Here is a 13,771-nt window from a genome sequence, read left to right on the forward strand (position 1 = left end):
TTTAGGGTGGGTGCTGGAAGGTAGGTGGCCGGGCCCTCTGTAATGGCATATGGATGCGGACCCGTTCACCAGTGAGACCTGGTTGCGTGGGCTGCCCGGGGAACTTTTCCAAAAGGGACAGTCTACGGGCCAGGGTGAAACCTGTTTTGCGATGCTTTGGTGTTGTGGACAGAGTAGCCTGCCTTGAGTGGGTTTGGCGAATAGGGGATCAGGCCGTCGGCGCATGGCCGTGTGCCGGCCGCTATTGCCCTTTGAAACCAAGTCTGCAAAAGAGGATAAGGTCTGATGTGACTGTAGAGGAAAACTCCTAGACTGTTCGAGAGAGACATTGCAGGGATTGCAGTGCGGACTCAGTGGTCATCGAGTACCGGTACCGGCGACGATACCGGCGTGAATGTAAAGGGGAACCGCCCTCATGGCGACAGGGGGTATTTCACGCAGGGAAATCCTACTCGACCTTAAGCCGCAAGATTTACCTGTCATGCCGCCACCGACTTTTTTTATTTCTTACAGTGAGCTGAATTTGTATTTTGGGTGAGGAATATGCCTGACGACAGTCAGAAGAAACAGGAATCTACCAGCAAGAGCAACCGGATCAAAACACCCGGTCAAATGAAAAAGAAAATGAATATCAAGTGGGTCATCACAACGATTACACTCACGTTTACCCTTTCGGTGGTGTTCTATCTGATCTCCGATTCGGTTCTGCCGTTATTGAGTGTGGTCAGTTCGTTTGTTGTCCTGCTTGTTTTTATATTTATCGGTATTTTTTTTGATTTGATCGGCACCGCCGTGCAGACGGCGGACGAGAGGCCCTTTCACTCGATGTCGGCGCGCAAAGTCGACGCGGCCCGTGAGGCGGTATCGCTGATTCGCAATGCCGAGAAAGTTGCAAACGTCTGCAATGATGTCATCGGGGACATCTCCGGCATCATCAGCGGTTCGACCGGCGCGATCATCATCTCCTTTCTCATCGCGTCCAATCCCGGTCTCAACAGCATCGTGGTCGGCACGGTTCTGACCTCCCTCGTCGCGGCGGTGACCGTCGGCGGCAAGGCTGTGGGCAAGACCATCGCCATCAACAATGCCAACACCATCATCTACGCGGTCGCGCGGGTGATTTCGCTGTTTAAAAAAATATTCAGAGTATCGAGGTAAGATCGTTGAATCATCCCACACTTGAGAGGATTGACAATGCGGATAAGATCAAAGCGGCGAGTCTGTCCGAACTCGATATGCTCGCGGCCGACATCCGCTCGTTTCTCATTGAGCACATCTCAAAGACCGGGGGGCATCTCGCTTCAAACCTCGGTGTGGTCGAGCTGACCATCGCGCTTCACAATGTGCTGAATTTCCCGCAGGATCAGGTCGTTTTTGATGTGGGCCATCAGGCCTATACCCACAAAATTCTCACCGGGCGAAGAGATCGCTTTGATACGCTTCGCCAGTTTCAGGGGCTCTCGGGCTTCCCAAAACCCCATGAGAGCGACTGTGACGCCTTTGGCACCGGACACAGCAGCACTTCCATCTCTGCGGCAGTGGGGCTCGCCACGGCAAAAAAGCTCAGGGGGGAGGCCGGCCATGTCGTCGCCGTAATCGGTGACGGCGCCATGACGGGAGGGCTTGCCTACGAGGGACTCAACAACATCACGGAAGAGCTTGACAATCTGATCATCGTACTCAACGACAATGAGCTCTCCATATCAAAAAACGTCGGGTCGCTCGCGGAGTATCTGGCAAAGCTGACGAGCAAGCCCGCCTATTTTCGCATCAAAGACGCGACAAAAAAAGTGGTGCTGCACATCCCGCTGATCGGCCGGGGGCTCTACCGCGTCATCCATGACACCAAGAGTGTTTTCAAGACACTCCTGGTCGGCAGCAACTTCTTTGAGGATCTCGGCATCACCTACTTCGGTCCGATCGACGGCCATGACATCAAGGCGGTGTCAAAGGTGCTCGGGCGCGCCATGACCATCGGTAAGCCCGCGCTGATTCACCTCAAAACCGTCAAAGGCAAGGGGTATGTCTACGCGGAAAACGATCCGACGGCCTTTCACGGCATTGCCTCTTTTGATATGGACACCGGCGAACATCCGTCCAACTTGACGGACAGCTTTTCAAAGGTCTTTGGCGACAGCCTCTATGCTCTGGCGCAGCAGGATGAACGCATCTGCGCGATCACGGCCGCCATGACCGAGGGCGTCTCTCTGTGCCGCTTCGCCGCGGCGATGCCGCAGCGTTTCTTCGATGTGGGCATTGCGGAGGGGCATGCCGTCACCTTTGCGGCGGGGCTTGCCAAGGCAGGCATGCGGCCCTGTTTTGCGGTCTATTCCTCTTTCTTGCAGCGCGCCTACGACGAGATCGTCCACGATGTGGCTCTGCAAAATCTACCCGTGACCTTTCTGGTGGACCGCGCGGGCATCGTCGGGGAGGACGGGGAGACCCACCAGGGGATTTTCGACGTGTCCTATCTCACGTCGATTCCCAATATGACGGTCTATTCTCCCTACACCTATACGCAGCTCAAGGCGCTGCTCGGTGAAATGGGGCGGTGTGAGGGCCCGACAGCAATCCGTATCCCGCGCGGCGGGATGGAGGGGCGTTTTGCCGACTGCTATGAGATCGGTGACTATGCCGTATACGGCCGCGAAGACGCGTCGGCGGCTGTCGTGACTTACGGGCGTATGACCGCGCAGGCGCTCGACGCGTGCGAAGAGCTCGAAAAGAGTGGAATTCACACAAAAGTTATCTCACTGCTGAAAATCAAGCCCATTGATTTTGACGCGCTCTTCTGTGCGCTTGCGCACTGCCGCAAAGTGGTATTTCTGGAGGAATCGGAGCGCATCGGCGGCATTGCGCAGCAGCTGGCGGCGGAACTTCTCAGCCGCCGCTTTGCGGGCAGGTACACCATTCTGGCCCTGAATGACACCTACGTCGAGCAGGGAAAGCCGCAGCAGCTTTTGAGAGTTTATGGAATCAGCGCGCAGGACGTGGTGCGCGCCATAGCGGAGGAGGACGCCGGTGAGCGAGAAGAAGAGACTTGACTGCCTGCTGGTAGAGCGTGGCCTCGAGAAGAGCCGCGAACGCGCCCAGGCGGTGATTATGGCGGGCGACGTCTATGTAAACGGGCAGAAAGAGACAAAGGCCGGCACCAAATTTGATGAGGCCGTATCCATCGAGGTCCGGCAGCCGCTGCGCTATGTCAGCCGGGGCGGGCTGAAGCTGGAAAAGGCGATGAGCGTTTTTGACATTCAGCTGGACGGAAAGATCTGTATGGACATCGGTGCGTCCACCGGAGGCTTTACCGACTGTATGCTGCAAAACGGAGCCGCCAGGGTCTACGCTGTTGACGTGGGATACGGGCAGCTGGCTTGGGCGCTGCGGACCGATCCGCGTGTGGTCAATCTGGAGCGCACAAACATCCGCTATGTGACGGCCGAACAGGTACCGCAGCCACTCGACTTCTTCAGCGTCGACGTATCGTTCATCTCGCTGAAGCTGGTGCTGCCGGCGGCAAAGGCGCTGCTCCGGGACGATGCCAGAGGTGTCTGCCTGATCAAGCCCCAGTTTGAAGCCGGCCGTGACAAGGTCGGAAAAAAGGGTGTGGTACGCGATGAGGCGGTCCATTTGGAAGTGGTGTGCCGTGTGTGTGACTTTGCGCGGGAAATGGGATTTTCCGTTTTGGGTGTGGACTTTTCGCCGGTCCGTGGGCCGGAGGGAAACATCGAATATCTGCTCTATTTGAGCAACGCCCCGCTTGAGGAGCCGCAGCTTGATTTGCCGGCTCTCGTGCGGCGCTCGCACGAACATTTTAAAACGGGAGCTGAATGAGATGAAACTCGCCGTCATTCCGAACATCGACCGTGACAAGGATTTAAACTTTACAGAAAAACTGCTCGCCTTTTTGCAGCCCTATGACGCAGAGGTCCTGATGGAGGAGTATTTCCGCGGTCGAGTCTCACGGGACGTTCGCTTCTGCCCGCGTGAGACACTCTACCGCGAGGCCGACGCGGCAATCGCCATCGGCGGCGATGGGACATTTCTGCGCATCGCGCGCGCTGCAGCCGAGCACGATGTGGCCATCCTCGGCATCAATATGGGGCGTGTCGGTTATATGACAGAGCTCGAGCCGTCTGAGCTCGACCAGATCGCAAAGCTCTTTGCGGGAGACTACCGGGTAGAGGAGCGCATGATGCTCTCGGCATCGGTGCTTCGCGGCGGCGAGCGCGTCTATGAAAAGCTGGGTCTCAACGATGCGGTGGTTCACAACGGTATGATCTCGCGCATTCTCGATATCGACCTCTACGCCGACGGCACCATCATGAACGCCTATCGGGCCGACGGTATCATCATCAGCACGCCGACCGGTTCCACCGCCTATTCCATGGCGGCCGGCGGGCCGATCGTCGATCCGGTGATGAACTGTCTGTCGGTCATCCCCATCTGTCCGCACTCGCTCTACTCACGGGCGATCGTCTTTCCCGACACGGCAAAGGTCGAAGTGGTGCTGCCCCGGCTGCACGGCAAGGACGCTCTGCTGACGGTCGACGGCAGCGAGGGCTTTGCTGTCCGGCAGGGCGACCGGGTGTGCATACAAAAATCGGAGCAGAAAACAAAAATAATCAGGGTGAAAAAATCGTCTTTTTATGATACACTTTATAGGAAACTAGCGGACAGAGGTGTACAGCGATGAAGATGAAGCGCCATTCCAAGATTCTTGATATCATTCAAAACGAGTCCGTTGAGACCCAGGAGGCACTTGCCGAGCGTCTCAAGCAGGCCGGCTATAACGTGACGCAGGCCACGGTCTCGCGCGACATCAAGGAACTTCGTCTTTTGAAAGTGCAGGGGGAGGACGGCGCCTATCGCTATGTCGCAGGCGTATCCGAGAACAAGCCGGAGACGCCGCCGAAGTACCGCACCATTCTTCTCGAGGCGGTGCTCAGCGTCGACTATTCGGGCAACATCGTGGTCGTCAAATGCCACACCGGTATGGGAAATGCCGCGGCGGCGATCCTCGATTCGCTGCACTGGCCGTCGGTTGTCGGCTCCATTGCGGGCGACGATACCATTATGTTCGTCATGCGAAGCGAGGAGGCCTCTGTGAAATTTGCGGCGGAACTTACGAAAATCATCCGCTGAAAGCCATGAGATGAGGGACGTGTAATGCTGACAAAGCTTTACATTGAGAATATTGCGATCATCGAAACCGTCACCATCGACTTTGAGGACGGTTTTTCCGTGCTGACCGGTGAGACCGGCGCCGGCAAATCCATATTGATCGACGCGATCAACATGGTGCTCGGCGAGCGCTCTTCACGCGAGCTGATTCGCTCGGGAGCAAGATCCGCTCTTGTGATGGCCGAATTTGAACACCTGCCGGTCGCGGCTCTTCACACACTCAGCGAAGCCGGATACGCTCCCGACGAGGAGGGAAAAGTCCTCCTTTCCCGGGAAATGACTGCGGACGGGAAGAACACCTGCCGCATTGGCGGCAGACCCGCGTCGGTGGCAGTGCTGCGTGAGGTGGGCGGCTATCTGGTCAACATCCACGGCCAGCACGACAACCAGGCGCTGCTGCAGCCTGAGCAGCACATCCACTTTCTCGATCGCTACGCGGGCAATGCCGCGCTGCTGGCGCAGTACGGCGAAGCCTATCGCCGTGCAGTTTCACTTGAGCGGGAGATCGCGAAGCTCACCATGGACGACCAGGAGAAAAACCGCCGCATTGAGCTTCTGCGCTACCAGCTCGACGAGATCGCAGCTGCAGACTTGAAACCGGGTGAGGAACAGGAGCTCGCCGAAAAGCAGAGTTTGCTCGCAAATTCCCAGAGGATCATGGAGGGAGCGGGGGCCGCCTACCAGCTGCTCGCGGGCGATGAGGAGACGACCGCTCAGCAGCTTCTCGGACAGGCGTCAAAGGCGCTCGCATCCATTGCCGGATATGCGCCGAAGCTTTCGGAGCTCAGCGAGAGGACAACCGAGCTCTCGGTGCTGGCGCAGGATGTTGCGGGCGAGCTCGCCGACTTTCTGGCGGGCGCGGAGTGCGACCCCGGCGAACTCGACCGGATTGAGCTTCGGCTCGATCAGATCTACAGACTCAAAAAGAAATACGGCGACAGCGTGGAGGAGATTTTGCAGTACGCCGATACCATCTCGGCTGAACTCGATGAGATCACGTTTTCCGAGGAGAAGCTCACGAAGCTCAAGGCGCAATATGAGTCTGCGCGCGGTGAGATGATTCGCCTCGCACAGGAGCTCTGCGAAAGCCGCCGCGCCGCGGCGAAAGGCCTTGAGAGCGCCATCGCGCAGGAGCTTAGTTATCTCGATATGCCCAATGTCACCTTTGTCGTGCAGCAGGATATGCGATACTCCGGCGAGGCCATCGACTACGCCCCGCTGGGGTGTGATAAAATTGAATTTTTGATTTCCAGTAACTTGGGTCAGCAGGCGCGTCCGCTCGCCAAAATTGCCTCGGGCGGCGAACTGTCACGCACCATGCTTGCGCTCAAGAGCATTCTCGCCAAGGGCGACGATACATCGACGCTCATCTTCGACGAGATTGACACGGGTGTGAGCGGCCGTGCGGCAGAAAAAATCGGCCGAAAGCTGCGGGCAATCGCAGCGGACAAGCAGGTGATCTGCGTGACGCATCTCTCGCAGATCGCAGCCCTTGCCGACCATCAGTACCTGATAGAGAAGACATCCGATCAGACGAGCACCCACACAGACGTAAGGCACCTCGACAGGGACGGGCGTGTGCGGGAACTTGCGCGGCTGATCAGCGGCGCGACCATCACTGAGCTTGCGCTGCGAAATGCACAGGAGATGCTCAACACGATTGAAAAATCATTGGAGGAATAGAAAGATGGGAGTTTTTCAGGAACTCAAAAGCCGCGGGCTCATCGCCCAGGCGACACATGAACAGGAGATTGAACAGCTTCTCGAAAAGGAGCATGTGACCTTTTACGTCGGCTTTGACCCGACTGCCGACAGTCTGCACATCGGCCACTATCTGCAGCTGCTCGTCATGAGCCACATGCAGCGCGCGGGGCATCGCCCGATCGCGCTCATCGGCGGCGGCACCGGCATGATCGGCGATCCGACCGGGCGGGCGGACATGCGCCAGATGATGACGGTAGAGACCATCGAGCACAACTGCGAGTGCTTCAAAAAGCAGATGTCGCGCCTTGTGGACTTCTCGGAGGGCAAAGCGCTGATGGTCAACAACGGCGACTGGCTTTTAAAACTCAACTACATCGATTTTCTGCGTGAGATCGGCGTGCACTTCTCGGTCAACAAGATGCTGACCTACGAGTGCTTCAAGAGCCGGTTTGAAAAGGGTCTGTCGTTTTTGGAGTTCAACTACATGCCCATGCAGAGCTACGACTTTTTGACGCTCTACCGCAAGTATGGCTGCAGACTGCAACTCGGCGGAAACGACCAGTGGTCAAACATCATAGGCGGCGTTGAACTGATCCGCCGCATCGAGGGCGGCGAGGCCTATGGCATGACGTTCAACCTGCTGACTACCTCCGACGGCAAGAAGATGGGCAAGACTCAGAAAGGCGCCGTCTGGCTCGATGCGGACAAGTTTTCGCCCTACGACTTCTTCCAGTACTGGAGAAATGTCGACGACGGTGAAGTGGTTCGTTTTCTCAAGATGCTGACGTTTTTGCCGGTCGAGGAAATCGAGAGGGAGTACGCCCATCTTGAGGGGCAGCAGCTCAACCATGCCAAGGAAGTGCTCGCCTACGAGGTGACCAAACAGATCCACGGCGAGGAGGAGGCCAAAAAGGCCCTGAATGCGGCGAAAAACGTGTTTTCCGGCTCGGCGCACGACGAGAATATGCCGACCGCTGAAATTGCGAAATCTGAGCTCGGGGAGGGTATTGGCATTCTCGATTTGCTCGTCAAGAGTAAAATTGCCCCCTCGAAGTCCGAGGCACGCCGTCTTGTCACACAGGGGGGCATCACGGTGAACGACAAGAAAGTGGACGACGCGGCGCAGCTGTTTACCGAGGGAGACTTCCACGGCGGATTCATCATTGTCAAAAAGGGCAAAAAGTCGGTTACCAAAGTCGTTTTGGCATAAAGATAAAAGAGAGACCGGCACAGCAAAAATCGCTGTGCCGGTTATTTTTTATAGACTATCAAAATAGTCTTGACATTCTCAGACGATTGCGATAGTATGATGATAAACTATTGCAATAGTCCAAAAGGAGAGAACCATATGGGAATCAAACTGTTTGACTCCGAGCTGAAAGTCATGGAGATACTCTGGAGAGAGGGTGATACCACGGCCAAACAGCTCTCGCTCAAGCTGGGTGAGAGTGTGGGCTGGAATAAGAACACAACCTATACTGTCATAAAGAAGTGTGTGGAAAAGGGCGCTATAGAGCGCCGGGAGCCCGATTTTCTCTGCCACGCGCTGATCACCAGGCAGCAGGCGCAGCAGCAGGAGGTGGACGAGCTGATCGATAAGCTGTTCGACGGCTCGGCCGAGGGCCTCTTCGCGGCGCTGCTGAGTCGTCGGGGTGTACCACAGGATGTGGTGCAGCGCCTGCGAGACGAGGTGGAGCGGGCGAGCGGAGGCGCAGTATGATGCTTCTGAGCTTTGTTCAGACAACCGTTCTCGGCGGCGTGATGATTGCCGTGATTCTGCTTTTGCGTGCCGCGCTGAAAGGCCGCCTTGGCGCGGGACTTTTTCGTGTCCTGTGGGCTCTTGCGGCGCTGCGGCTGCTCATTCCGGCCGCCATTCGAGTTTCACTGCCGGTTTATCCGATATTGTCGTCACCTGTCACCGGGTCGGCGCACGGCTCCGACACCTTGACGCGCGAGCTTCTAGCGAAGCTGCCGGAGAATCTTCAAAGTGTTCTCCCAGCGGTACATGGTACGACAGCCGCAATACCGGCAGGCATGCTCTTCTGGCTTTTCGGCTGCGCAGCGGCGACCCTCTATTTCGCTGTGACCTATTGCCGCTGCAGAGCGGAACTTCGGACCTCTCTGCCCGCCGACTGTGCTGCGGTCAACTGCTGGATTTCCCGCCATGCCGTCACAAGAAAGATTGAAGTGCGTGTCTCGGACAAAATTGCAACGCCGCTGACCTACGGCATTTTTCATCCCGTCATTCTGCTGCCAAAGCAGACAGACTGGACCGACGAGCGGCAGCTCGACTTTGTGCTCACCCATGAATGGGTGCACATCAGGCGATATGACGCGCTCTATAAGCTCATTCTCACCGCGGCGCTCTGCCTGCACTGGTGCAATCCGCTTGTCTGGGTGATGGCCCTTGTCGCAAACAGGGATTTGGAGCTCTCCTGTGACGAGCAGGTGCTGCGCGCAGCAGGGGAGCAGCAAAGACAGGCCTATGCGCTGACGCTGCTGACCCTGCAGGAACGCAGAAATCGCCGCACAACACTTTACAGCCACTTTGGGAAATACCCCATTGAAGAAAGGATAACTGCCATTATGAAATACAAAAAGACATCGCTTCTGGCGGTGGTTCTCGCGGTACTTTTGGCCGCCGCCATGACGACCGCTTTTGCCCTGATGCCCCAGCAGTCGGAGGAGCCCGCAGACGGCTCCGTACCGATCGCCCCGATTGAACCGGTCAGCAGCGGGGATTCCCCACCTTTGACAGGTGGGAAAACTCTGCTCTGCTGGCCTGCGGAGGACTGCTATCTGGTCACAGCGAGCTTTGGGCTCTCAAGGCCGGACGGCAGTGAGATGGACCACATCACCATCAGCGGAGAAAATGCCAGACATGCTCCCGTTTTGGCCGCTGCCGACGGTATAGTCAGCTTTGCGGACTTTGATGGAACGAACGGCAACTGCATCGTGATCGACCACATCAACGGACTGCGCACCGTATACTCCCACTGCGCCAAAATCGATGTCAAAAAGGGCGATACCGTCAAGGCGGGAGATGCCATTGCCACAATCGGCAGCTCAGGCAGCGCCACCGGCCCCTGTCTCGGCTTTGCCGTCTATGAAGATGACATCGCCTGCGACCCTGTTTCTCTGATGCCTGATTCCGTCATCGAAAAGCTCAGCTGCTTGAAGTAGAAAAAAGACTGCCGCCAAAAGGCGGCAGTCTTTTTGTCGTGGTTATGATCTCACGGGAGCGGTGCCGAATGTCTGAGTGAGTTCGTCCTCCACCGAATGGGTGCTGTGGGCGTCGCAGAGAACGGAGATTTCCGTCTCTGCCGTGGTAATCATGATGGCGTCGATACCCAGCGCATCGAGCTTTTCAAACACACCCGCCGCAGCGCCTGGCGTATGGCGCATCTGCTCCCCGCGAAAGACGATCTTGAGGTTTCCAGATGAGATGTCGCTCGAGAGCTCGGGGTGATCGCTTTTGTAGGAGCCCGCCACGCCGAGAACGGCGCCGAGCTGCTCGTCGGGGAGTGAAAAGGAGATGTTAATCGCGCCGCCGAGCGGCGCCGTCTGGGAGATCATATCAATGTTGACGCCGGCGTCGGCAATGGCCTGCAGCAGAGCGGCAATCTCCTTCAGCGAGGAGGGGAAGTGGTTGAGGGTCACATGGGTCACACCCTCGGTCAAGAGAATTTCGGTGACGACTTGGTTCACGGTTACACCTCCTGAATCAGATTGGACATGTTGTAAAGGCCCGGGCCCTTATTCTCCAGATACACAGCAGCCCTCAGAGCTCCCACTGCAAAGACCTCCTTGGAGGTGGCGGTGTGGCGCAGCTCAATGAGCTCATCCGTGCCGGCGAAGAGAATTTCGTGCTCGCCGACAATGGTGCCGCCGCGCACCGAGGAGAAGCCGATGTCGTTTTTTTGCCGCCGCTCCCTTACGGCATGGCGGTCATAGACATAGCGCGGCTGTTCACTGAGCGCTTCGCGCATGGCATCGGCAAGCATGAGCGCTGTGCCGCTGGGTGCGTCGATCTTTTTGTTGTGGTGCCGCTCGATGATCTCAATGTCAAACTGATCCTGCAGGAGCGCAGCTGCTCTGCGGGCGAGGTCCGCGAGCAGATTGATGCCGATGGACATGTTGGCGCTGTGAAAGACGGCAATCCGTTTCGCTGCGGCCCTGATTGCATCGAGCTGTTCGGGTGCGAGTCCGGTGGTACACATGACAAGCGGCGTTTCGGTGTCAAGTGCGTAGCGCAAAATGCCGTCAAAGGCGGAGGGGTGGGAAAAGTCGACGAGCACACCCTTGATCTCGGGCAGCTGCTCGGGGGAGGCGTAGATGGGAAAATCGGCAGCTCCCTGTGTGTTTTTGTCGAGCCCCGCCACAATTTTCACACCGTGCGTCTCGCCGGCGAGTCGCGCAATGGTGCGACCCATGGCGCCGTTTGCGCCGCTGAGAATGATATGCGTCATGGCAGCGCCCTCACTTGAGCAGGCCGTGACGCTCGAGGCAGGCCTTGAGCACGGCATGGTTTGCTTCGCTCATTTCACACAGCGGCAGGCGCAGGGGACCGGCGCCCATCCCCATCAGGTTCATCGCCTCTTTGACAGGGATGGGATTGACCTCAATGAACAGCGTATTGATCAAATCGAGGTAGTCAAGCTGCATTTTTGTGCTTTCAGCGACTTTTCCGTCAAAGAAGAGCTCGCAGATCTCATGGGTTTCGCGGGGCAGAATGTTCGCAAGCACCGAAATGACGCCTTTGCCGCCGAGGGAGAGAACCGGCAGAATCTGGTCGTCGTTGCCGGAGTAGATCGCGAGCTCATCACCGCAGCGGGCTGCAATCTGAGCCACCTGAGAGAGGTTGCCGCTCGCCTCCTTGATGGCCACAATATTCGGAATTTTTGCGAGCTGCTCACAGGTCTCGGGTGTGATATTCAAGCCCGTGCGGCTTGGCACATTGTAGAGAATAATCGGAATTGTGACGCTCTCGGCAATCGCAGTATAGTGGCGCACAAGACCCCTCTGGGTGGTCTTGTTGTAGTAGGGGGTGACAAGCAGCAGTGCATCTGCGCCGACCGACTCAGCGTGACGGGAGGTTTCAATGGCGGTCTGGGTGTTGTTGCTGCCGGCGCCCGCAATGACCGGAACCCGGCCGGCGACCTGCCGCACGGTGAATTCAATGCTCTTCATATCCTCTTCGACGGTCATTGTGGCAGACTCGCCGGTTGTGCCGCAGATGACAATCGCGTCGGTGCCCGAGCTGATCTGAAACTCGATGAGCTCAGCGAGCTTCTCGTAGTTTACCGATCCATCCTCATGAAACGGGGTGACAATCGCGACGGCAGAACCTTCAAAAATGAGCTTTTTCATGGTATTCCTCCAGTTTGACAGCGGTTTTTACTTATGGGTGAGATAGCCCTCAGCACAGAGGAGCTCGGCCATCAGCACCGCGCCGCCGGCAGCGCCGCGCAGCGTATTGTGTGAGAGACAGACAAATTTGTAATCATATTGTGTATCGGGGCGCAGCCGGCCAACCGACACGGCCATGCCACCCTCAAGATTGCGGTCGAGCCGGGTTTGCGGGCGGTCATTCTCCTCGAAATAGTGCAAAAACTGCTTCGGCGCTGACGGGAGCGCGAGCTCCTGCGGACGGCCGCGATAGTTTTTCCAGCGGTCCAGAATCTCCTCGCGGGTCGCCTTTTTGTCAAGCGTCATAAAGACGGCGGCCATATGGCCGTCACTGGCGGCGACACGCAGGCACTGGGCGGTAATTGCGGGAGAGGAGGCGGGCACAATCTGACCGTCGACGATGCTGCCCCAGATCTTCAGCGGCTCCTGCTCGGATTTTTCCTCTTCGCCGCCGATGTAGGGAATGACGTTGTCGACCATTTCGGGCCAGCGCTCAAAGGTCTTGCCGGCGCCGGAAATCGCCTGATAGGTGCAGGCGAGAACTTTGGTCACTCCAAAATCCGCCATCAGCGGATGCAGCGCGGGCACATAGCTCTGTAGCGAGCAGTTCGACTTGACGGCAATAAAGCCGCGCTCGGTGCCCAGGCGCTTTTTCTGATACGCGATGACACGGGCGTGGTCGGCATTGATCTCCGGAATGATCATCGGAACATCCGGCGTGCCGCGATGGGCGGAGTTGTTGGACATCACCGGACACTCGTGCTTGGCATAGAGTTCCTCGAGCGCTCGAATCTCGTCCTTTTTCATATCGACGGCGCAGAACACGAAGTCAACGAGTTGCACGATCTTCTCGATGTCTGCGCTCGCGTCATAGACCGGCATATCCCGCAGGGATTCGGGCAGGGGGGCAGTCATGGCCCAGCGGTCGCCGACCGCCTGCTCATAGGTTTTCCCGGCCGAACGCGCGCTCGCTGCCAGCGCGGTCACCTGGAACCATGGGTGCTCTGCGAGCAGTGTCGCAAAGCGCTGGCCGACCATGCCGGTCGCGCCGACAATACCGACGTTGTACTTTTTCATTTGAAAGCCCTCCAGACAATAATTGATCGAATAAAAATAGAAAACAGGTGACAAACCGTGTTCTTTTGCCGTCCTCGGTCGGCGTAGGACCCCAGATAACAAAAAAACCGGTTGAAAAACCGGCTGTAAGTGTAATATAATGACATATCATGTAGATTTCAGTCGTCTATTACACAACAGATAGCTCTCCATCACAAAAAGGATGACAGTTAAAGGGTTCTTAGCCGTTTAACCAGGGGGAGATGTTCCGCAACCAAATCCTCCTTCGGCAATTTCACCTTTCGCTCTCCGGCATACTGCGGTGCGGAACCGTAAGCCCGAAGAGATACTCTTTAAAACTGCGACCTCTATCTCTATTCATTTATTTGTGTTCTTATCTTACCATCCACCCAAAACCTTG

The 13,771-nt window shown here is 57.0% G+C and carries 13 protein-coding genes and 1 riboswitch; of the genes, 9 read left to right on the forward strand and 4 right to left on the reverse strand.

The annotated features are described in order from the left end of the window. The first annotated feature begins 624 nt into the window (after positions 1-624). The 9 genes from H8695_RS02405 (at position 625) to H8695_RS02445 (ending at position 10,068) form a co-directional block, all read left to right on the forward strand. The gene (locus tag H8695_RS02405) at positions 625-1,158 is read left to right on the forward strand and encodes a CNNM domain-containing protein (RefSeq protein ID WP_249299277.1); all 534 of its coding nucleotides are present in this window, start codon (positions 625-627) and stop codon (positions 1,156-1,158) included. A 5-nt stretch (positions 1,159-1,163) separates the two neighbouring features. Continuing rightward, positions 1,164-3,044 (forward strand): 1-deoxy-D-xylulose-5-phosphate synthase, encoded by a 1,881-nt coding sequence (gene dxs / locus H8695_RS02410; protein ID WP_249299278.1) that lies wholly within the window; start codon positions 1,164-1,166, stop codon positions 3,042-3,044. Beyond that, entirely contained in the window at positions 3,022-3,831 is an 810-nt protein-coding gene (locus H8695_RS02415; RefSeq protein WP_249299279.1) for a TlyA family rRNA (cytidine-2'-O)-methyltransferase, read from the forward strand. Before dxs ends, H8695_RS02415 begins: the two co-directional genes overlap by 23 nt. A gap of 1 nt (position 3,832) precedes the next feature. Next, positions 3,833-4,693 (forward strand): NAD(+)/NADH kinase, encoded by an 861-nt coding sequence (locus tag H8695_RS02420; RefSeq protein WP_249299280.1) that lies wholly within the window; start codon positions 3,833-3,835, stop codon positions 4,691-4,693. Beyond that, positions 4,690-5,142 carry an arginine repressor gene (gene argR / locus H8695_RS02425; protein WP_249299281.1) on the forward strand — a complete coding sequence of 151 codons (453 nt, stop codon included), beginning with the start codon at positions 4,690-4,692 and terminating at the stop codon, positions 5,140-5,142. The genes H8695_RS02420 and argR overlap by 4 nt, the downstream gene beginning before the upstream one ends. Before the next feature lie 24 nt (positions 5,143-5,166). Next, the gene (gene recN / locus H8695_RS02430; protein ID WP_249299282.1) at positions 5,167-6,864 is read left to right on the forward strand and encodes a DNA repair protein RecN; all 1,698 of its coding nucleotides are present in this window, start codon (positions 5,167-5,169) and stop codon (positions 6,862-6,864) included. Between the two features lie 4 nt (positions 6,865-6,868). Further along, positions 6,869-8,095: a tyrosine--tRNA ligase gene (tyrS, locus tag H8695_RS02435; protein ID WP_249299283.1), complete on the forward strand. Its 1,227-nt coding sequence runs from the start codon at positions 6,869-6,871 to the stop codon at positions 8,093-8,095. A 138-nt stretch (positions 8,096-8,233) separates the two neighbouring features. Continuing rightward, positions 8,234-8,605, forward strand: a complete 372-nt coding sequence (locus H8695_RS02440) for a BlaI/MecI/CopY family transcriptional regulator (protein ID WP_249299284.1) — start codon at positions 8,234-8,236, stop codon at positions 8,603-8,605. Then, complete coding sequence (locus tag H8695_RS02445) at positions 8,602-10,068, forward strand: M23/M56 family metallopeptidase (RefSeq protein WP_249299285.1); 1,467 nt, start codon at positions 8,602-8,604, stop codon at positions 10,066-10,068. Before H8695_RS02440 ends, H8695_RS02445 begins: the two co-directional genes overlap by 4 nt. 42 nt (positions 10,069-10,110) lie before the next feature. On the opposite strand, the gene H8695_RS02450 is transcribed toward H8695_RS02445, so the two are convergent. The 4 genes from H8695_RS02450 to asd are packed head-to-tail and all read right to left on the reverse strand — an operon-like array spanning position 10,111 to position 13,371. Then, a complete protein-coding gene (locus H8695_RS02450; protein WP_249299286.1) occupies positions 10,111-10,593 on the reverse strand; it encodes an ACT domain-containing protein in 483 nt (160 codons plus the stop codon). 2 nt (positions 10,594-10,595) lie between these two features. Continuing rightward, entirely contained in the window at positions 10,596-11,354 is a 759-nt protein-coding gene (gene dapB / locus H8695_RS02455) for a 4-hydroxy-tetrahydrodipicolinate reductase (protein WP_249299287.1), read from the reverse strand. Positions 11,355-11,364: 10 nt separating this feature from the next. Then, on the reverse strand, positions 11,365-12,243 hold the full coding sequence (gene dapA, locus H8695_RS02460) for a 4-hydroxy-tetrahydrodipicolinate synthase (RefSeq protein WP_249299498.1): 879 nt from the start codon (positions 12,241-12,243) through the stop codon (positions 11,365-11,367). A gap of 39 nt (positions 12,244-12,282) precedes the next feature. Further along, on the reverse strand, positions 12,283-13,371 hold the full coding sequence (gene asd / locus H8695_RS02465; RefSeq protein ID WP_249299288.1) for an aspartate-semialdehyde dehydrogenase: 1,089 nt from the start codon (positions 13,369-13,371) through the stop codon (positions 12,283-12,285). A 173-nt stretch (positions 13,372-13,544) separates the two neighbouring features. Further along, positions 13,545-13,729: riboswitch (Lysine riboswitch) on the reverse strand. Between the last annotated feature and the right edge of the window lie 42 nt (positions 13,730-13,771).

Origin of the sequence: Feifania hominis, from assembly GCF_014384765.1 — a bacterium.
In the GTDB taxonomy this organism is placed as follows: Bacteria; Bacillota; Clostridia; order Oscillospirales; family Feifaniaceae; genus Feifania; species Feifania hominis.

Excerpts from the sequence above, each read along its gene's own strand:
- H8695_RS02405 (WP_249299277.1), top strand. The coding sequence starts at position 625 with ATGAATATCAAGTGGGTCATCACAACGATTACACTCACGTTTACCCTT.
- H8695_RS02420 (WP_249299280.1), top strand. The coding sequence starts at position 3,833 with ATGAAACTCGCCGTCATTCCGAACATCGACCGTGACAAGGATTTAAAC.
- argR (WP_249299281.1), top strand. The coding sequence starts at position 4,690 with ATGAAGATGAAGCGCCATTCCAAGATTCTTGATATCATTCAAAACGAG.
- recN (WP_249299282.1), top strand. The coding sequence starts at position 5,167 with ATGCTGACAAAGCTTTACATTGAGAATATTGCGATCATCGAAACCGTC.
- tyrS (WP_249299283.1), top strand. The coding sequence starts at position 6,869 with ATGGGAGTTTTTCAGGAACTCAAAAGCCGCGGGCTCATCGCCCAGGCG.
- H8695_RS02440 (WP_249299284.1), top strand. The coding sequence starts at position 8,234 with ATGGGAATCAAACTGTTTGACTCCGAGCTGAAAGTCATGGAGATACTC.
- H8695_RS02445 (WP_249299285.1), top strand. The coding sequence starts at position 8,602 with ATGATGCTTCTGAGCTTTGTTCAGACAACCGTTCTCGGCGGCGTGATG.
- dapB (WP_249299287.1), bottom strand. The coding sequence starts at position 11,354 with ATGACGCATATCATTCTCAGCGGCGCAAACGGCGCCATGGGTCGCACC.
- asd (WP_249299288.1), bottom strand. The coding sequence starts at position 13,371 with ATGAAAAAGTACAACGTCGGTATTGTCGGCGCGACCGGCATGGTCGGC.